Raw genomic sequence first — 18,013 nt, forward strand, 5'->3', positions numbered from 1 at the left:
ACACCTGCGCGAACGCTGTCGGGCGAATGGGGCACGGTTGTGGGCCGGCCGGGGGACGCCGACGGCGTGGCGGCGTCCCCGCGGGGGTTCTCTCAGGTGAGGGGCTGTCAGCCCTTGATGTTCGGGAAGAGGTTCAGGAACGGTTCCGCCGACGCCGTGATGCCCCGGCTGTAGGGCGCGTCGAAGTCCCAGATCAGGAAGAGCAGGAAGGCGATCAGGGCGGAGAACAGTCCGGCGAGGATCAGCTCGCGTGGTGTTCTGCGGATCTGGAGGGCCAGGACCATGCCGATGGTGATGACGGCCCCGGCGATCAGCCCGAACCACACCACCCCCGGCATCGTCGCGCCCATCGCGTTGGTGCGGGAGGTGCGTGCCGCGTCGGCGGCGGCCACCTGGTCGACCAGTGGCTGATAGGCCTGGGCCTCGAAGTCGTCGGCCGGCTCGTAGTCGGTGACGTCCTGGCGGAGCTTCTCCAGCAGCTGGGTGCCGCGCTCGGTGACGTCACCCTTGTCGGCCATCGCCTTCCACTCGGTGTTCACGACGTGTCCGACATAGGCGTTGACATCCTCCCGAATGCGGTCACGGACGTCGGCCGGGTAGACCCGGACCCGCTCCGAGACCTCGTGCAGGGCGACCGCCTCCGCCTGGACGTGGTCCTGGGCCGCGCTGCGCCCCTCCCACACCCCGGCGATGGCCAGGCCCAGGACGATGGCGTACACCACGCCGATCCACATCGTCATGTACTCGATGACGTCCGGGGTCTCGTCGGGGTCCTCGTCCTCCGACGCCGCGCCGTGGCGGATGACGGTGATGAGGACCACCACGGCACAGGCGGCCAGCATCGCGAGGGTGAGAACAAGCCATTCCGGCAAGGGAGGCCTCCAGGGATCAGCGCGGACGCAGCGCGGCGACGGCGGCGATGGCGGGCGCCGCGATGAGCAGGACGAAGGTGAGTGGCGAGGTGCCGTGGTGCGGGGTCCGGTGCGGGGCCGGTGCGTGGTACGCCGGATAGGTCACCGGCGTCGGGGTCGGAGTCGGCCGCGGGGTCGGCTTCGGCGACGGCTCGGGCGTCGGGGTCGGCGTCGGCGTCGGCGTGGGGGTGGGCGTGGGTGTCGGGCGCGGTGCGGGGGCCGCGGGCCGCGGGGCCGGGGGTGGCGGGGGCGGTTTCGGCGTGGGCTTCGGGGTGGGGCTCGCCTTCGTCGGCGTGGGCGTCGGGGTCGGGGTCGGCTTCGGGGTGGGGGTGGGTGTCGGAGTGGGGGTCGGCGTGGGGCACGGCGGAGGTGGCGGGGGAGTGGGCGTGGGGCACCCCGGAGGGGTGGGCCAGGTCAGGCCACTGCCGGCGACCGCCACCGCGACCGTGCCGTCCGGACCGGTCGACGCGGACGCGCAGGCGTCGGCCCGCGCGGTGCCGGCCGGTACGCCGACGCACAGCCACGCCAGGGCCAGGGCGGTCAACACCCGTATGACGGGGGCGTATTGGGTCGGTTCGGGTCGATGCACGACGCAGATCATGAACCCAGAACGCGCCGCGGTGTGTCCTGGTGGCGGGTGATTGCCCCGAAGGAGTGAGCGAGCCGCGCAGGGGTTTGAGGAGGGGTTCTCGTGCCTCGCGGTGGACCGGTGTCACAGCTTCCGGAAAGAAAAATGTGCCCCGGTTGAACACAACAGCCACTTCCGTCCGTACCCATGGCCGTGCGGCGGCGCAGCAGGGCGCTGCAACACCCGTACCAATATGGGGAGTTGACGATGAAGACCTCCTGGCGGAGTGCATCGCTCGTGGCGAGCGCTGCGGCGGTGCTGGCGCTGACGACGGCGTGCGGCCAGGAAGCAGCCCCGTCCGCGAGCAGTCAGAACGTGGGCGCGACGGCCGCGGCCGGTGACTACGGAAACGCGGGCGCCGGTATCGGCTCCGGCATCGGCAACGCCGGGGCGAGCCCCTCGGCGAGCAGCCCCGCATCGCCGGCCAAGTCCGCGGGCAAGCTGGCCGTCGTCACCAACCCCGAGCTCGGCAAGGTGCTGACCGACAACGCCGGCCTCACCCTCTACCGCTTCGACACGGACACCGCGGAGCCGCCGAAGTCCAACTGCGCCGGCGACTGCGCGACGACCTGGCCCCCGGTGCCGGCCGACGACGCCTCGGCAGGCGAGGGCATCGACAAGGCGCTGCTCGGCGAGGTCACCCGCGCCGACGGCAGCAAGCAGCTGACGATCGGCGGCTGGCCGGCGTACCGCTACGCGAAGGACGTCAACGCGGGCGACGTCAACGGCCAGGGCGTGGGCGGCAAGTGGTACGCGCTCGCCCCCACCGGCAAGAAGGCCTCGCTGGCCTCGCTGCCCGGACTGTCCACCCGCGAGGACCCCAACCTGGGCGAGATCGTCGTCGACAAGAACGGCATGACGGTCTACCGCTTCCTGAAGGACACCGCCTGGCCCGACCCGATCTCCCGGTGCACCGGGGCCTGCCTGGAGAAGTGGCCGGCCGTCGGTCCCGTCGAAGCGAATGACACCAAGGGCATCGAGAAGAAGGGCCTGATGAGCTTCACCCGGCCCGACGGGGTCAAGCAGCAGACCATCGACTGCTGGCCCATCTACACCTTCGCCCAGGACAAGGAGCCGGGCGACACCAACGGTCAGGGCGTCGGCGGCACCTGGTACGCCGTCTCGCCCGACGGAAAGCCGGTCGGCGCGCCGAAGAAGTGAGCAGGAACAAGGGTCGCCCCTCCCGGCCGACCCGAAGGTCAACTCCCCAGGGCTGACCGCCCGACTCCCGTCAGTGACGCATCGCGGAAGGGAGGCACGAGGATTCAGCGAGAGTGCCGGACGAACGGCCGGCGTGCGCGACCCACCGGTCCGCCCCCTGCGCACCGCACGCAGGGGGCGGACCGGTTTGCCGTGAATCACCGCTTCTGTGGCAACGTCAACTCGGCACGTGCCGCAGGCAGTGACCGGGAACGGACGGTCAATTTCCGTTTCAGCTCGCTCCTTTGGCAGGCGATCAGTAGCCTCAGCTCGAACACCGGATCGCCTGAAGCCTTGGAGAGCTAGATGGAGCGTCCTGCCTGGGCCCCACGGAGCATCGACATCTCGGTGCCGAGCGTCTCGCGGATCTACGACTACTACCTGGGCGGCTCGCACAACTTCGAGGTCGACCGGGAAGCCGCTCGCAAGGCAATGGAGTTCATGCCGGGACTGCCCAAGATCATGCAGGCGAACCGGGCGTTCATGCGGCGCGCCGTGCGCTTCGCCGCCGAGCAGGGCATCTCCCAGTTCCTGGACATCGGTTCGGGCATCCCCACCTTCGGCAACGTCCACGAAGTGGCCCAGGTCGCCAGGTCCGACGCGCACGTCGTCTACGTCGACCACGACCCGGTGGCCGTCGCCCACAGCCAGGCCGTCCTCGCCGGCAACGAGCAGGCGGGCGTCGTCGCGGCGGATCTGCGCAAGCCGCAGGAGATCCTCGCGAGCCCCGAAGTACAGCAACTGATCGACCTGAACCGGCCGGTGGCCCTGCTTCTCGTTGCCATACTGCACTTCGTGGAAGACGAGGACGACCCGTACGGGGCGGTGGCCGAACTGCGCGACGCGCTCGCGCCCGGCAGCCTGCTGGTGCTCACGCATGCCTCGTACGAGGGAATCCCGCTGCCGGCGGAGCGGGCCGGGGGTGCGGTGGACGTATACAAGGACATTCGCAACCCGCTGATCATGCGCTCGCGCGACGAGATCGCGCGGTTCTTCGAGGGGTACGACATGGTGGAACCGGGACTGGTGCCGATGCCGCACTGGCGGCCGGACACGGCGCCCGAGGACGACGATCCCTGGGCGTTCTCCGGATTCGCCGGCGTGGGGCGTACCGCGTGATCGCCGAGCCGGACGGGCCGGAGGACAGACTGCGCCGGTTCGCGACGATCTGGAGCCGGGCGGTGTTCCCGGTGACCACGACGTCCTCGACCCGGCCCGAGTTCGAGGAGCAACTCCTGCCGCTGGCCCGCCGGTTGAGCGAGGCGCTGCGAGCCAGGACCTTCGACGCCGACGAGGCCAAGGCGGTCGGCGCCGCGCTCGTCACCGTGCACTGCACCGACCCGGAGGCGCTCAGCCGGACGCTGGACTGCGTCGACGCCTACCTGGTGCTGTACTGCGGCGGCGACGGCGACCAGCAGGACCTGCGGGTGCGCGCCTCCCGGCTCCAGCACGCGATGGCCGCCGGGTTCGCGCAGGCGCTGCGCGAGCGGACGCTGGCCGAGCAGGAGGCGATCTCCGCGGCCGCCCTGAAGGCGCAGGGCGTGGTCGCGCAGGCGCTGCACGCGAGCGAGGCCCGCTTCCGCGCGGTCTTCGAGGGCGCCGCCATAGGGATCGGCATGGCCGACCTCGAAGGCAACATCCTCCAGGTCAACGAGGCGCTGCTGCGGATGTTCGGCATCACCGAGCAGACGATGCTCGGCCGCAACGTGGTGGAGTGGACCCACCCCGAGGACGCGCCGCAGACCTGGACCCTCTACGACGAGCTCGTCCGCGGCGACCGCGAGCACTACCACGTCGAGAAGGCGTTCTCCCGCCCTGACGGAACGGTCCTGTGGACCAACCTCACGGTCTCCCTGCTGCGCGACGCGGACGGCAACCCGCAGTACCAGCTGGCGCTGATGGAGGACACCACCGAGCGTCGGCTCCTCAACCTCCGGCTGCGCTACGAGGCCACGCACGACGCGCTCACCGGCCTGCCCAACCGCACCTTCTTCTTCGAGCGTCTGGAGAAGGCGCTCGGCGCGGGCGAGGGCCAGCGGTTCGGGCTGTGCTACCTCGACCTCGACGGCTTCAAGACCATCAACGACAGCCTCGGCCACGCGGCCGGCGACCGGCTGCTGGTGGAGGTGGCCGACCGGCTCCAGTCCTGCGCGACCGCGCCCGGTGAGATGGTCGCCCGTCTGGGCGGTGACGAGTTCGTGGCGCTGACGACGGGGACCGACACCGAGCGCGAGGTCGACGAGCTCGCCTCACGGATCATGAACGCGCTGGTCGCCCCGGTCAGCGTCGACGGCCGTGAACTGACCGTGCGCGGCAGCATCGGCATCGTCGAGGGCCCCGCCGGGGAGCGCAGCGCGGCCGAGGTGCTGCGCAGCGCCGACATCACGATGTACCGGGCCAAGGCCTCCGGCGGCAACCGCTTCGAACTGGCGGACGCGGAGGCGGACGCCCGGGCCATCACCCGGCACGGCCTGACGACCGCGCTGCCGACGGCCCTGGACCGGGGCGAGTTCTTCATCGAGTACCAGCCGCTGGTCCACCTCGGCGACGGCAGCGTCCGCGGCGCCGAGGCCCTGGTCCGCTGGCTGCACCCGCAGCACGGCGTCCTCGGCCCCGACCGGTTCATCCCGCTCGCCGAGCACACCGGCCTCATCGTCCCACTGGGCCGCTGGGTCCTGGAACAGTCCGTCCGGCAGGCCCGCGACTGGCGCGAGCGGCACGCGGACGCGGGGCCGATGCGCATCAACGTCAACCTCTCGCCGTGCCAGCTCACCCACCCCGGCCTGGTGCAGGACACGGTGGACATCCTGGAGCGCACGGGCGTCGAGCCGGACGCGCTCTGCCTGGAGGTCACCGAGTCGGCGCTGATCGGCGCGGACGACGACCTGCTCAAGCCCCTGCGCCGGCTGGCCGAGATGGGCGTCGACATTGCCCTGGACGACTTCGGCACCGGCTACTCGAACCTGGCGAACCTGCGCCGCCTGCCGGTGAGCATCCTCAAGCTGGACCGCTCCTTCACCCAGAGCATGCAGCAGTTCCCGGCCGACCCCGTCGACCTGAAGATCGTCGAGGGCATCGTCTCGCTCGCGCACAGCCTGGACCTCGCGGTCACGGTCGAGGGCGTGGAGACCGGCGCCCAGGCCGAGCAGCTGCGGATACTGGGCTGCGACACGGCCCAGGGCTGGTACTACGCCCGCCCGGGCCCGCCGGAGCGGCTGCACGAGCTGGCGCTGGTGGACGCGACGGGGTGAGGGCCCTGGCCGTGCGGTGACCCGAGCGGTGGCTGTCCGGTGCCCCCCTTCCTACGATCGAAGAGGGGCCACCGGCACCCCGAGCGGAGGGAGTGCGGACATGGACGTCATCAACATGCGTCGCCTCTTCGAGGCCCACCGCGAGGCCGAGGCGGCGCGGGACATCGACTCGATCCTGCAGACCTTCGGCGACGACTGCTTCCTGGAGACACAGGCCCTGGGGCTGCGCAGTCAGGGGCGGGACGCGGTGCGGGCCGCGTACGAACAGCAGTACTTCATCGCCTTCCCGGACCTCTCCCCGCAGGACGAGGGCATCGCGTTCGGCGACAAGGTCATCGTGGTGTGGGGAACCCTGCGCGGTACGAGCCGGGGCGACTGGCTCGGGGTCCCGCCCGGCGGGGGTGCCTTCGAGGTGCCCTTCGCCAACGTCGTCCCCTTCGAGCAGGGCCTGATGGCCGGCGAGACGATCTACTTCGACCTGGCCACGCTGTGCGAGCAGGCGGGGATTCCGCTGGACGCCGTACGAGAGGCAGCGGCGGCGCGCAGAGCGCGATAGGTCACCTTTCGAGCAGCATCCGCTGGAGCTCCCGCGCGGCTCTCGGCGGGGCCACGTCGCTGCGGTGGGCCAGGGCGATCGTGCGGTGCAGGCCGGGGCGGGCCAGCGGGGTGACCCGGAGGCCCCGACCCGACCGTGCCGCCACCATGCGCGGTACGACGGCCACCCCCAGCCCCGCCCGTACGAACCCCAGCACCGCGTCCATCTCCCCGCCCTCCACCGCGAAGTCCGGCTCGAAGCCCTCGGCGCGGCAGGCGGCGACCGTCAGTTCGCGCAGGTCGTAGCCGTGCCGGAACATCACCAGGCGTTCGCCCTCCAGGTCGGCGATGCGTACGGTGCGGCGGCCGTCGCCCGGCTTGGGAGCCTCCGGTGACGAGACCACCACCAGGTCCTCCCGCAGCAGTTCCACCGTCGTCAGCGCGGGGGACGGGGTCGGGAGCGGGAGGACGACCAGGGCGAGGTCCAGGGCGCCGCGGGCCAGTTCGCGGACCAGGTCGTGGGAGCCGCCCTCCTCGATGAGGAGGTGGATGCCGGGATAGCGGTCGTGGAAGGCGCGCAGCACGTCCGGGAGGAGGCCGGTGCACAGGCTCGGGGTCGCGCCCAGGCGGACCCGGCCGCTGCGCAGCTGGACCAGTTCCTGCACCTCGTACCGGGCGGTGTCCGCGTCGGCCAGGATGCGGCGGGCCAGCGGGAGCAGGGCCTCGCCCGCGTCGGTGAGGGTGATGTTGCCCCGGGCCCGCAGGAACAGGTCCGCGCCCAGCTCCCGCTCCAGCGCCTTGATCTGCTGGGACAGGGACGGCTGGGCGACGTGGACCAGGTCCGCGGCCCGGGTGAAGTGCCTGGTCTCGGCGACCGCCACGAAGTACTGGAGCTGCGTGAACTGCATGGTCGTACGATAGCCGCTGCCTATCGAATCAAGCCGGACCATGTCTTGGACCGATGGGGCCGAACGGCCCTAGCGTTCATGAACATGGCACTGGCAACGCGGACGGACCGACGGCCGTCCATGGCACGCACCGTGTGGGACAGCTCCGTCGGCAAGAAGACGGTGATGGCCGTCAGCGGTCTGATCATGCTGTCGTACCTGGTCGTCCACATGATCGGGAACCTGAAGATCTTCTTCGGGGCCGGCGAGTTCAACCACTACGCGCACTGGCTCCGCACCCTCGGCGAGCCCTTCATGCACTACGAGTGGACGCTGTGGGTCATCCGCGTCGTCCTCGTCGTCGCGGTCGTCGCGCACGCCGTCTCCGCCTACCAGCTCAGCCGCCGCGACATCAGGGCGCGCCCCACCAAGTACGTTCACAGCAGGCCGCGGGCCAGCTACGCGACCCGCACCATGCGCTGGGGCGGCATCATCCTCGGCCTCTTCATCGTCTGGCACCTCCTCGACCTGACGACCGGCACCGTGCACTCGGGCGGCTTCCAGGAGGGCCACCCCTACCAGAACGTCGTGGACACCTTCTCCACCTGGTACGGCAACGTCATCTACATCGTCGCGATGCTCGCCCTCGGCCTGCACATCCGGCACGGCTTCTGGAGCGCCGCCCAGACCCTCGGCGCCGGCAGCCGCACCCGCGACCGCGCCCTGAAGGCCACGGCCAACGTCCTCGCACTGCTGCTCACGGCCGGCTTCATCGCCGTACCCGTGGGCGTCATGACCGGAGTGGTGAGCTGAACATGACCTCTTACGCGGAGTACGCGACCGGCGAACCGGTCGTCGACACCAAGGCGCCTTCCGGGCCCGTCAACGAGCGCTGGGACAAGCGCCGTTTCGAGGCCAAGCTGGTCAACCCCGCCAACCGGCGCAAGCACACCGTGATTGTGGTGGGGACGGGGCTGGCGGGTGGTTCGGCGGGTGCCACGCTCGCCGAACAGGGGTACCACGTCGTCCAGTTCTGCTACCAGGACTCCCCGCGCCGCGCCCACTCCATCGCCGCGCAAGGAGGCATCAACGCGGCGAAGAACTACCGCAACGACGGCGACTCCATCCACCGGCTGTTCTACGACACCGTCAAGGGCGGCGACTTCCGGGCCCGCGAGTCCAACGTGCACCGGCTCGCGCAGATCTCCGTCGAGATCATCGACCAGTGCGTCGCGCAGGGCGTGCCGTTCGCCCGGGAGTACGGCGGGCTGCTCGACACCCGTTCGTTCGGAGGTGTGCAGGTCTCGCGGACCTTCTACGCCCGTGGCCAGACGGGTCAGCAGCTGCTGCTCGGCGCCTACCAGGCCCTCAGTCGGCAGATCGCCGCCGGGAACATCGAGATGCACCCGCGCACCGAAATGCTCGACCTGATCGTCGTCGACGGGCGGGCGCGCGGGATCGTGGCGCGGGACCTCATCACCGGGAAGATCTCCACCTACTTCGCGGACGCCGTCGTCCTGGCGAGCGGCGGCTACGGCAACGTCTTCTACCTGTCGACGAACGCCATGAACTCCAACGCCACCGCCGTCTGGCGGGCCCACCGGCGCGGCGCCTACTTCGCCAACCCCTGCTTCACGCAGATCCACCCCACCTGCATCCCGCGCACCGGCGACCACCAGTCCAAGCTGACGCTGATGAGCGAGTCGCTGCGCAACGACGGCCGGATCTGGGTGCCGAAGGCCAAAGGCGACGACCGGCCGCCGAACAAGATCCCCGAGGACGAGCGCGACTACTACCTGGAGCGCATCTACCCGTCCTTCGGCAACCTCGTCCCCCGTGACATCGCCTCCCGCGCCGCGAAGAACGTCTGCGACGAGGGGCGCGGGGTCGGACCCGGCGGGCAGGGCGTCTACCTGGACTTCGCCGACGCCATCAAGCGCATGGGCCGCAAGGCCGTCGAGGCCAAGTACGGCAACCTCTTCGACATGTACGCGCGGATCACCGACGAGGACCCGTACCAGGTCCCGATGCGGATCTATCCCGCCGTGCACTACACGATGGGCGGGCTGTGGGTCGACTACGACCTCCAGACCACCGTCCCGGGACTCTTCGCGATCGGCGAGGCCAACTTCTCCGATCACGGGGCGAACCGGCTCGGTGCCTCGGCGCTGATGCAGGGTCTCGCCGACGGCTACTTCGTGCTCCCGGCGACCATCAACGACTACCTCGCCCGCAACCCGAACCAGGGCGAGGTGAGCGCCGAACACCCCGCTGTCCAGGAGGTGTTGGCGGAGACCGAGGACCGGCTCAACCTGCTCCTCTCCGTCGACGGCGACCGCACCCCCGACTCCTTCCACCGCGAAGTCGGCGAACTGATGTGGGAGTTCTGCGGCATGGCCCGCACCGAGGCCGGACTGCGTAAGGCCCTGGAGCGCATCCCGCAGATCCGTGAGGAGTTCTGGCGGCGCATCAAGGTCCCCGGCACCGGCGAGGAGTTCAACCAGTCGCTGGAGAAGGCCAACCGCGTCGTCGACTACCTGGAGCTCGCCGAGCTCATGTGCCTCGATGCACTGCACCGCGCGGAGTCCTGCGGCGGCCACTTCCGCGAGGAGTCACAGACCCCGGACGGCGAAGCGGCCCGCCGGGACGAGGAGTTCGCCTACGCGGCCGCCTGGGAGTTCACGAGCACGGGCTCATCTCCCGTTCTGCACAAGGAAGACCTGGTCTTCGAGTACGTCCACCCCACCCAGCGGAGCTACGCATGAAGCTCACCCTGCGCGTCTGGCGGCAGAAGAACGCCGACGCCGAAGGCGCCATGTCCACGTACGAGGTGGACGGCATCTCCTCCGACATGTCCTTCCTGGAGATGCTCGACACGCTCAACGAGGAGCTCATCCTGCGCGGTGAGGACCCCGTGGCCTTCGACCACGACTGCCGCGAGGGCATCTGCGGCGCGTGCTCCCTCGTCATCAACGGCGACGCCCACGGACCCGAGCGCACCACCACCTGTCAGCTGCACATGCGGTCCTTCAAGGACGGCGACACGATCGACATCGAGCCGTGGCGGGCCTCGGCGTTCCCCGTGATCAAGGACCTGGTCGTGGACCGGTCGGCCTTCGACCGGATCATCCAGGCCGGCGGCTACATCACTGCGCCGACGGGTGCCGCGCCGGAGGCGCATGCGACGCCGGTGCCCAAGCCGGACGCCGACTTCGCCTTCGAGCACGCCGAGTGCATCGGCTGCGGTGCGTGTGTGGCCGCGTGTCCCAACGGGGCGGCGATGCTGTTCACCTCGGCCAAGGTCAACCACCTGAACGTGCTGCCGCAGGGTGCGCCCGAGCGGGAGACGCGGGTGCTGGACATGGTGGCGCAGATGGACGAGGAGGGCTTCGGCGGCTGCACCCTCACCGGCGAGTGCGCGACCGCCTGCCCGAAGGGCATCCCGCTCGTCTCCATCACCAGCATGAACAAGGAGTGGCTGCGGGCCACCCGCAAGGTCGCCAAGAGGTAGGCCGTACAAGGACGTTCGCCGACAGGGTGCGGACGGGCGGGGCCGGGAGTGGTGCTCCCCGGCCCCGTCTCGCACTCCCGGCCTCGATAGCCTGTGCGCATGATCTTCGGAACACAGACGGGGGAGCGGTTCCTCGACGCCGTCACCGGATTCGAGACCGCGGTGCGCGGACAGGACCCGGATGGGGCCGAGCGCGCGTTCCAGGAGCTGCACCGCAGCCTCGGCGAGGCCGGCCCGCAGGAGACCGCGCAGGCCGCCCCGCGGCTCGCCGCGCTGCTGCCCGAGGTGCCGCCCGGCCCGCGCGGCGTCGTGGCGGTGATCGTCGGCGCGTGCGTGGAGCGCGGCGCGGACCCGCGGCCGTGCGCACCGTACGTCTTCGTGGAACTGGCCGAAACCCTCGCCGAGATCGGGGAGTTCTGCGACCGCTGGCAGGAGACCGGCGGCGGCGACCACCCCCACCCGGACGACAGCGACGCCCACCCGGCCCTCTTCGAGCGGGTCGGCCCCGAAGCGGCCCTGGCCTGGCTGTCGTTGCCCCAGTTCGAGATGGCCTGCCTCGCCCTGCTCAACGACCCCGGCGTGCGCACCGCGCTCGACAAGTCGCTGCGCGCCCGGCTCGTGCGGGCGGTCACGGCGGTCGAGGAGACGACCGGGCACCAGTTCAAGTGCCTCAAGTACGCGCTGCTCGTCCTCGACGACGAACCGCTCGTCGTCCTGCACCGCCCGTCCGGCACCGGCTACCGGATGCGCATGGGCGGCATCGGCGACAACTTCCAGCTGCACACCCTCCTCGCGGACCTCCTCGTCGGCGGCGGTCACGTGCCCGGCCGGGCCCCGTCTCCGCAGGAGGTCGCCGTGTGCCGGGACGCGCCCGGCCAGGTGCACACCGTGGGCTCCTTCAACCTCATGACGCCCGGCGGGGAATGGGTGTGGAACGAGGGCACGCCCGCCGACATCCCCGTCGTCGACGGCGTACGCCTGCTCGTCCTCGACCCGCCGGCCTACGAGCGCAGCTGGCCGTCGGGCCGGTTCTTCCCCGGCATGACCGGAGACCTCGTCCTGGAGTGCGTCCTCGACGAGGCGGAGACGCGCTACTGGCTGGGAGGTTGCGTCCCGGCCACGTGACGGTCACGGACCACGGCGTTCAACAACCCCACATCCCGGCTCCCGCCCCCGGTCATGTACCGGCCAGACGGCATCGGAAGAACAGGTACGCGCAGGCCGTACCCGCCGGCCTGTTCTTCCCCCTCAGGCCGACCGGCCCGTGACCTGGAGTGAGCCATGACCGCCGTATCCGCTCTGGACTCCCCGCCCCTCCCCGCCGCCCCCACCCGCTACACCGTCTCCCTCGCCCGCGACGAGGCCGACGTGCGCGCCGCCCAGCGGCTGCGGCACGACGTGTTCGCCGGCGAGATGGGCGCCCTGCTCGCGAGCCCCCAGCCGGGGCACGACGTCGACGCCTTCGACGCCTACTGCGACCACCTGCTCGTCACCGACACCCTCACCGGCCAGGTCGTCGGCACCTACCGGCTGCTGCCGCCCGAGCGGGCCGCGATCGCCGGACGCCTGTACTCCGAGGGCGAGTTCGACATCGCCCCGCTCGACGCGCTGCGCCCCGGCCTGGTCGAGGTCGGCCGTTCCTGCGTGCACCCCGACCACCGGGACGGCGCCGTCATCGGGCTCATCTGGGCCGGCATCGCCCGCTACATGATCGACCGCGGCCACGAGTGGCTGGCCGGCTGCTGCTCCATCCCGCTCGCCGACGGCGGCGCGCTGGCCTCCGCGACCTGGGACCGGGTGCGGGCCAAGCACCTGGCGCCGGAGGAGTACCGGGTACGCCCGCTGCTGCCCTGGGCCCCGGGCGAGCCCGCCGCCGGGCGCGGCGAGCTGCCCGCCCTGCTGCGCGGCTACCTCCGGCTCGGCGCCTGGGTCTGCGGGGAGCCCGCCCACGACCCGGACTTCGGGGTCGCCGACCTGTACGTGCTGCTGTCGATGCGCCGGGTCAACCCGCGCTATCTGCGGCACTTCCTCTCCCTCGTACCGGCCTGATGAGCGTCTGGCTGCCGAGCGCGCCCTGCACCCCGGGGACGTGCGTGGAGCCGACGGGGTCCGCCACGGCCGTACCGCGTGCCGTGCTGCGGCTGGCGGCGGTCGCGGCCCTCGTGCTCGCCGGGGTCGCGCTGCTGCCGCTCGGCGGGCGGGTCCCCGCCGAGGTGGTCAGGCGGTGGTGCCGGTGGATCGTACGGGCCGCCGGGGTCCGGGTCCGTGTCACCGGCACCGCCGCGCCCACGGGCGGCACCCTGCTGGTCGCCAACCACATCTCCTGGCTGGACATCCCGCTGCTCGGCGCCGTGCGTCCGGCGCGGATGGTCGCCAAGGCCGAGATCCGGCGCTGGCCGGTGGCGGGCGCGCTCGCCGCCCGGGGCGGGGTCCTGTTCATCGACCGGGACCGGCTGCGCGCCCTCCCGGACACGGTCGACCGCATCGCGGCCGCGCTGCGCGCCGGCCAGGCGGTCGGGGTCTTCCCCGAGGGCAGCACCTGGTGCGGACGCGCCCAGGGCACCTTCCGCCGGGCCGCCTTCCAGGCCGCCCTCGACGCGCGGGTCCCCGTCCAACCGGTGCACCTGCGCTACCGCTTGGACGGCGGTACGGCCAGTACCGCGCCCGCGTTCGTCGGCGAGGACAGTCTGCTCGCCTCGCTGTGGCGGGTGGTGTCGGCGCGGGGACTGGTGGCGGAGGTGGAGATCCGGGAGGCCATTCCGTACGGCGTCCATCCCGACCGGCGCTCGCTCGCCCGGGCCGCGCAGCCGGGCACGACGGTCCAACCGGGGTGGATCCACTCGGCGTTGGTGGCGTAGGCATCGCCGACCGGTCGACACCGGCGAACCGGCCTGAGACTCTTCCTCGGCAGCACGCCTGTGCGGGTGGACCTGGCAGGTGAACTCGCCGTCGAGGGAGTGGACATGAGATGCGCGCGCCCCGGACCGGTCCATGTCGTCGGCAGCCGGCCCGAGGTCGGCGCCGCGGTGGCCCGGCGCTTCGCCCGCGCCGGGCACCCTGTGGGTCTCATCGCCCGCGACCCCGCCCGGCTCGCCGCGCTGACCCTGGACCTGACCGGGGAGGGCGTCGCGACGGAGTCGTACCCGGCCGACGCGAGCGACCCCGTCGAGCTGGCTCGGGCCCTGGCGGTGCTCGCCGAACGGCAGGGCCCCGCAGAGGTGTTGTGCTTCGGCCCGCCGCCGGACGCAGCCCTGAGTGAGCCGGTGCTGGAGACCGGCGCGGCCGAGCTGGAGCGGACGCTGGCGTTGAACGTCGTCGGTGCCGCGGCCGCCGTACGGGCCGTGCTGCCCGCCATGCGGACGGCCGGGCGCGGCACCCTGCTGTTCGTCTCCCACGGCACCGTGGAGGACCCGCATCCCGACCGTGCGGCGAGCGCGGTCGCCGGGGCCGCTCTGCGGACGTACACCGCGCTGCTGTCCAGGGCCCTCGCCGACACCCCGCTGCGGGTCGCCCACCTCGTGGTGGTCGGCCGGGTCGAACCGGAGCGGGTGGCCGACCGCCTCTGGCAGCTGCACGACGCCGGAGGCCAGGGGTATACGGTCCTGCCGGAACAGTGAGGCCTGCGAGGGGAGTTCAGCCCAAGGCGCGTGCCGGAGTTCAGCCCAACGCGCGTGCCGGAGTTCAGCTTGAGGCGCGTGCCGGAGTTCAGCCCAAGGCGCGTGCCAGATAGGCAGCCGTCGAGCTGCCCTCCGCGCGTGCCACCGCGGCCGGCGGTCCGGCCGCGACGATCCGCCCGCCCTTGTCGCCGCCGCCCGGGCCCAGGTCGATCACCCAGTCCGCGCCCGCGACGACCGACATGTCGTGCTCGACGACGATGACGGTGTGCCCGGTGTCGACGAGGCCGTGCAGCTGGCGCATCAGGACGTCGACGTCGGCGGGGTGGAGGCCGGTGGTGGGCTCGTCGAGGAGGTAGAGGGTGTGGCCGCGGCGGCCGCGCTGGAGTTCGCTCGCGAGCTTGATGCGCTGGGCCTCGCCGCCGGAGAGTTCGGTGGCGGGCTGGCCGAGGCGCAGATAGCCGAGGCTCACGTCGAGCAGCGTGCGCAGGCTGCGCGCCACCGCCGGGGTGTCCGCGAAGAACTCCGCCGCGGACTCCACCGTGAGGTCGAGCACCTGCGCGATGTTCCGTCCCCGGTACGTCACTTCGAGGGTCTCGGGGTTGTAGCGGGCGCCGCCGCAGTCCGGGCACGGGGCGTAGGTGCTCGGCAGGAACAGCAGCTCGACGCTGACGAACCCCTCGCCCTGACAGGTCTCGCAGCGTCCGCCGCTGACGTTGAAGGAGAACCGCCCCACACCGAAGCCGCGCCGACGGGCCTCCTTCGTCGCCGCGAACTCCTTGCGGACGACGTCGAAGAGGCCGGTGTAGGTGGCGAGGTTGGAACGCGGGGTGCGTCCGATGGGCCGCTGGTCGACCGAGACGAGCCGGCCCACGCCCGCGAGGTCCTCCGTGATCTCGCCGATGAGCGTGGACTTGCCCGAGCCCGAGACGCCGGTCACGGCGGTGAGCACGCCGAGCGGGAACTCGGCGGTCACGGCACGCAGGTTGTGCCGGGAGACGGGGCCGACCTTCAACTGCCCACTGGGTGTACGCACTTCACGCACCGGAACGGGCGAGCGGTCGAAGAGATACCGGGCGGTGGCCGACTCCTCGACCGAGGCCAGCTCCGCCACCGGGCCGCTGTGCAGCACCCGGCCGCCGTGCTCACCGGCAAGCGGCCCCACGTCCACGAGCCAGTCCGCGCCCCGGACTACGTCGAGATGGTGCTCCACCACGAACACCGAGTTGCCCGCCGCCTTCAGCCGCTCCAGAACGGTGAGCAGCGCCTCCGTGTCGGCCGGGTGGAGTCCGGCGGACGGCTCGTCGAGGACGTACACCACACCGAAGAGGCCGGAGCGCAACTGGGTGGCCAGGCGCAGGCGTTGGAGTTCGCCCGCGGAGAGGGTGGGGGTCGCCCGGTCGAGGCTCAGGTAGCCGAGGCCGAGTTCGAGGACGGGCGCGATACGGGACCGCAGGTCGTCGGTGAGGACACGGGCGGTCTCGCCGTCCGCGACGAGATGCCCGGCCAGGTCGGTCAACGGCAGGGCGGCCAGCTCGGCGATGGTCCGCCCCGCGAACGTCACCGCCAGGGCCTCCGGACGCAGCCGGCTGCCCCCGCACGCCGGACAGGGCGCACTGCTCAGGAACCGCTCCGCCTTCGCCCGCAGGGTCGCGCTCTTGGAGTCCGAGAAGGTCTTCATGACGTACCGGTGCGCGCTCATGTACGTGCCCTGGTACGGCCGTTGGATGCGGTCGGCGTCCCGCACCGGGTGCACGGTGACGACCGGCTGCTCGTCCGTGAACAGGATCCACTCCCGCTGCTCGGCGGGGAGTTCACGCCACGGCCGGTCCACGTCGTAGCCGAGCGCGTCGAGGATGTCGCGCAGATTCTTGCCCTGCCAGGCCCCGGGCCAGGCGGCGATCGCCCCGTCACGGACGGACAGGGAAGGGTCGGGTACGAGCAACTCCTCACTGGTCCGGTGCACTCGCCCCAGCCCGTGACACTCCGGGCAGGCCCCGGTGGCCGTGTTCGGCGAGAACGCGTCGGAATCGAGCCGCTCGGCCCCCGCCGGATAGTCACCGGCCCGCGAGAACAACATCCGCAGCGAGTTGGAGAGATTGGTGACGGTCCCGACCGACGACCGCGACGTCGGCGCGGCCCGCCGCTGCTGCAACGACACGGCCGGCGGCAGCCCGGTGATCTCCCCGACCTTCGGCGCCCCGACCTGATGAATCAGCCGCCGCGCATACGGCGCCACCGACTCGAAGTACCGTCGCTGCGCCTCCGCGTACACGGTCCCGAACGCCAACGATGACTTCCCGGACCCGGACACCCCGGTGAACACGACGAGCACGTCCCGGGGGATGTCGACGTCCACGTTCTGGAGGTTGTGCTCCCGGGCACCGCGGACACGGACATACGGGTCATGTGGGGTGTGCATGAGGGGGAACTCTAGTCGGAGACGATCGAGGCCAGTCGTCGGTAGGAGTCCAGTAGGGCGTCGCGGTCGTACGTGCTCGTCGTGACCAGGACCTCCTGGGCGCCCGTCTCCTTGAGCACCGTCTCCAGCTCGTGGGCGACCTGGTCCTCGGTGCCGGCGATGTGGCCGGTGAGGCCGGAGTCGTAGAAGGCGCGTTCCTTGGGGGGCAGGGGGAGGGGCTCCACGCGGTCGGCCGGGGGGAGGGGCGGGAAGGTGCCGTGGGTGCGGGAGTGGGCCATCGACCAGGCCTCGGGGACGAGGAGGCGGCGGGCGTCCTCGGGGGTCGCGGCCACGGCGATCGTGCCGGAGATGACGACGTACGGCTCGCTCGCCCAGGGGGAGGGGCGGAAGTGGGTGCGGTAGTGGTCGATGCCGCGGCGCATCTGCTCGCGGTTCCTGAGGTCGCCGATGACCATCGGCAGGCCCGCCCGGGCGGCGATGGCGGCGCCCTCGCCCATCGCGAGGACGAAGGGCGGGACGGTCAGGCCCTCCGCGGGGCGGGCGTGGACCCCGGTCGGGGAGGTGCCGGTGAACCAGCCGAGCAGTTCGTCGAGCTGGGCGGCGAAGTCGTCGGCGTCGTCCTTGTCCCGGCCCAGCGCCTTGCGGACACCGTCCGTGAAGCCGACCGAGCGCCCCAGGCCCATGTCGACACGGCCGGGGAAGAGGGACTCCAGCACGCCGAACTGTTCGGCCACGACCAGGGGCCGGTGGTTCGGCAGCATCACACCGCCCGTGCCGACCCGGATACGCCGCGTCGCGGCCGCCACGGCCGCCGCCAGGACCGTGGGCGCGGAACCGGCGACACCGGGCACGCCGTGGTGCTCCGACACCCAGAACCGGTGATAACCGAGCGCCTCCACCTCCTGCGCGAACCGCACGGTGTCGCGCAGGGCCTCGGCGTTCGAGTGCCCCTCGCGGGTGCGGGAACGGTCGAGGACGGAGAACCGGACGGTCTGCTGGCTGAGGCTCACGTAGGTCATGACACCGGACAGGGGCGCCGGTATTCCGTCAGGCGG

Annotated in this window: 16 protein-coding genes; 11 read left to right on the plus strand and 5 right to left on the minus strand. The window is 71.7% G+C overall.

Going from position 1 to position 18,013, the window contains the following annotated elements:
- Window positions 1–107: 107 nt before the first annotated feature.
- Entirely contained in the window at window positions 108–872 is a 765-nt protein-coding gene (locus IQ210_RS36010; RefSeq protein ID WP_194083430.1) for a bestrophin-like domain, read from the minus strand.
- A 16-nt stretch (window positions 873–888) separates the two neighbouring features.
- Window positions 889–1,500 (minus strand): hypothetical protein, encoded by a 612-nt coding sequence (locus IQ210_RS36015; protein WP_322657502.1) that lies wholly within the window; start codon window positions 1,498–1,500, stop codon window positions 889–891.
- Window positions 1,501–1,746: 246 nt separating this feature from the next.
- On the opposite strand from IQ210_RS36015, the gene IQ210_RS36020 reads away from it, so the two are divergent.
- The 4 genes from IQ210_RS36020 to IQ210_RS36035 all read left to right on the plus strand — a co-directional run bounded on the left by IQ210_RS36020 (window position 1,747) and on the right by IQ210_RS36035 (window position 6,546).
- Window positions 1,747–2,700 (plus strand): SCO0930 family lipoprotein, encoded by a 954-nt coding sequence (locus IQ210_RS36020; RefSeq protein ID WP_194083432.1) that lies wholly within the window; start codon window positions 1,747–1,749, stop codon window positions 2,698–2,700.
- A gap of 345 nt (window positions 2,701–3,045) precedes the next feature.
- Window positions 3,046–3,858 (plus strand): SAM-dependent methyltransferase, encoded by an 813-nt coding sequence (locus tag IQ210_RS36025; RefSeq protein WP_194083433.1) that lies wholly within the window; start codon window positions 3,046–3,048, stop codon window positions 3,856–3,858.
- A complete protein-coding gene (locus IQ210_RS36030; protein ID WP_194083434.1) occupies window positions 3,855–5,990 on the plus strand; it encodes a putative bifunctional diguanylate cyclase/phosphodiesterase in 2,136 nt (711 codons plus the stop codon). The genes IQ210_RS36025 and IQ210_RS36030 overlap by 4 nt, the downstream gene beginning before the upstream one ends.
- Window positions 5,991–6,090: 100 nt before the next feature.
- Window positions 6,091–6,546 carry an ester cyclase gene (locus IQ210_RS36035; protein WP_194083435.1) on the plus strand — a complete coding sequence of 152 codons (456 nt, stop codon included), beginning with the start codon at window positions 6,091–6,093 and terminating at the stop codon, window positions 6,544–6,546.
- Between the two features lies 1 nt (window position 6,547).
- Here IQ210_RS36035 and IQ210_RS36040 read toward each other — a convergent pair whose 3' ends face one another.
- Window positions 6,548–7,432: a LysR family transcriptional regulator gene (locus tag IQ210_RS36040; RefSeq protein WP_194083436.1), complete on the minus strand. Its 885-nt coding sequence runs from the start codon at window positions 7,430–7,432 to the stop codon at window positions 6,548–6,550.
- Window positions 7,433–7,552: 120 nt separating this feature from the next.
- Here IQ210_RS36040 and IQ210_RS36045 point away from each other — a divergent pair, with 120 nt between their 5' ends.
- The 7 genes from IQ210_RS36045 to IQ210_RS36075 all read left to right on the plus strand — a co-directional run bounded on the left by IQ210_RS36045 (window position 7,553) and on the right by IQ210_RS36075 (window position 14,539).
- Entirely contained in the window at window positions 7,553–8,224 is a 672-nt protein-coding gene (locus IQ210_RS36045; protein WP_194083437.1) for a succinate dehydrogenase, read from the plus strand.
- 2 nt (window positions 8,225–8,226) lie between these two features.
- On the plus strand, window positions 8,227–10,176 hold the full coding sequence (locus tag IQ210_RS36050) for a fumarate reductase/succinate dehydrogenase flavoprotein subunit (protein ID WP_194083438.1): 1,950 nt from the start codon (window positions 8,227–8,229) through the stop codon (window positions 10,174–10,176).
- Window positions 10,173–10,922: a succinate dehydrogenase/fumarate reductase iron-sulfur subunit gene (locus tag IQ210_RS36055; RefSeq protein ID WP_194083439.1), complete on the plus strand. Its 750-nt coding sequence runs from the start codon at window positions 10,173–10,175 to the stop codon at window positions 10,920–10,922. Before IQ210_RS36050 ends, IQ210_RS36055 begins: the two co-directional genes overlap by 4 nt.
- Before the next feature lie 99 nt (window positions 10,923–11,021).
- Entirely contained in the window at window positions 11,022–12,047 is a 1,026-nt protein-coding gene (locus IQ210_RS36060; RefSeq protein WP_194083440.1) for a hypothetical protein, read from the plus strand.
- A 156-nt stretch (window positions 12,048–12,203) separates the two neighbouring features.
- Window positions 12,204–12,971 carry a GNAT family N-acetyltransferase gene (locus IQ210_RS36065; RefSeq protein WP_194083441.1) on the plus strand — a complete coding sequence of 256 codons (768 nt, stop codon included), beginning with the start codon at window positions 12,204–12,206 and terminating at the stop codon, window positions 12,969–12,971.
- Window positions 12,971–13,780, plus strand: a complete 810-nt coding sequence (locus tag IQ210_RS36070; RefSeq protein ID WP_194083442.1) for a lysophospholipid acyltransferase family protein — start codon at window positions 12,971–12,973, stop codon at window positions 13,778–13,780. The genes IQ210_RS36065 and IQ210_RS36070 overlap by 1 nt, the downstream gene beginning before the upstream one ends.
- A gap of 105 nt (window positions 13,781–13,885) precedes the next feature.
- Window positions 13,886–14,539: an SDR family NAD(P)-dependent oxidoreductase gene (locus IQ210_RS36075; RefSeq protein ID WP_194083443.1), complete on the plus strand. Its 654-nt coding sequence runs from the start codon at window positions 13,886–13,888 to the stop codon at window positions 14,537–14,539.
- A gap of 88 nt (window positions 14,540–14,627) precedes the next feature.
- Here IQ210_RS36075 and IQ210_RS36080 read toward each other — a convergent pair whose 3' ends face one another.
- Window positions 14,628–16,958 carry an ATP-binding cassette domain-containing protein gene (locus IQ210_RS36080; RefSeq protein WP_194083444.1) on the minus strand — a complete coding sequence of 777 codons (2,331 nt, stop codon included), beginning with the start codon at window positions 16,956–16,958 and terminating at the stop codon, window positions 14,628–14,630.
- Between the two features lie 11 nt (window positions 16,959–16,969).
- Window positions 16,970–17,977, minus strand: coding sequence for an LLM class flavin-dependent oxidoreductase (locus IQ210_RS36085; protein WP_194083445.1), 1,008 nt, complete (start codon window positions 17,975–17,977; stop codon window positions 16,970–16,972).
- Between the last annotated feature and the right edge of the window lie 36 nt (window positions 17,978–18,013).

This window comes from Streptomyces justiciae (assembly GCF_015163075.1).
GTDB lineage: Bacteria > Actinomycetota > Actinomycetes > Streptomycetales > Streptomycetaceae > Streptomyces > Streptomyces justiciae.

What these genes read in the sequence shown, in the direction of transcription:
- IQ210_RS36020 (WP_194083432.1), top strand. Translation starts at nt 1,747, where the DNA reads ATGAAGACCTCCTGGCGGAGTGCATCGCTCGTGGCGAGCGCTGCGGCG.
- IQ210_RS36025 (WP_194083433.1), top strand. Translation starts at nt 3,046, where the DNA reads ATGGAGCGTCCTGCCTGGGCCCCACGGAGCATCGACATCTCGGTGCCG.
- IQ210_RS36035 (WP_194083435.1), top strand. Translation starts at nt 6,091, where the DNA reads ATGGACGTCATCAACATGCGTCGCCTCTTCGAGGCCCACCGCGAGGCC.
- IQ210_RS36040 (WP_194083436.1), bottom strand. Translation starts at nt 7,432, where the DNA reads ATGCAGTTCACGCAGCTCCAGTACTTCGTGGCGGTCGCCGAGACCAGG.
- IQ210_RS36045 (WP_194083437.1), top strand. Translation starts at nt 7,553, where the DNA reads ATGGCACGCACCGTGTGGGACAGCTCCGTCGGCAAGAAGACGGTGATG.
- IQ210_RS36050 (WP_194083438.1), top strand. Translation starts at nt 8,227, where the DNA reads ATGACCTCTTACGCGGAGTACGCGACCGGCGAACCGGTCGTCGACACC.
- IQ210_RS36055 (WP_194083439.1), top strand. Translation starts at nt 10,173, where the DNA reads ATGAAGCTCACCCTGCGCGTCTGGCGGCAGAAGAACGCCGACGCCGAA.
- IQ210_RS36060 (WP_194083440.1), top strand. Translation starts at nt 11,022, where the DNA reads ATGATCTTCGGAACACAGACGGGGGAGCGGTTCCTCGACGCCGTCACC.
- IQ210_RS36065 (WP_194083441.1), top strand. Translation starts at nt 12,204, where the DNA reads ATGACCGCCGTATCCGCTCTGGACTCCCCGCCCCTCCCCGCCGCCCCC.
- IQ210_RS36070 (WP_194083442.1), top strand. Translation starts at nt 12,971, where the DNA reads ATGAGCGTCTGGCTGCCGAGCGCGCCCTGCACCCCGGGGACGTGCGTG.
- IQ210_RS36075 (WP_194083443.1), top strand. Translation starts at nt 13,886, where the DNA reads ATGAGATGCGCGCGCCCCGGACCGGTCCATGTCGTCGGCAGCCGGCCC.
- IQ210_RS36080 (WP_194083444.1), bottom strand. Translation starts at nt 16,958, where the DNA reads ATGCACACCCCACATGACCCGTATGTCCGTGTCCGCGGTGCCCGGGAG.
- IQ210_RS36085 (WP_194083445.1), bottom strand. Translation starts at nt 17,977, where the DNA reads ATGACCTACGTGAGCCTCAGCCAGCAGACCGTCCGGTTCTCCGTCCTC.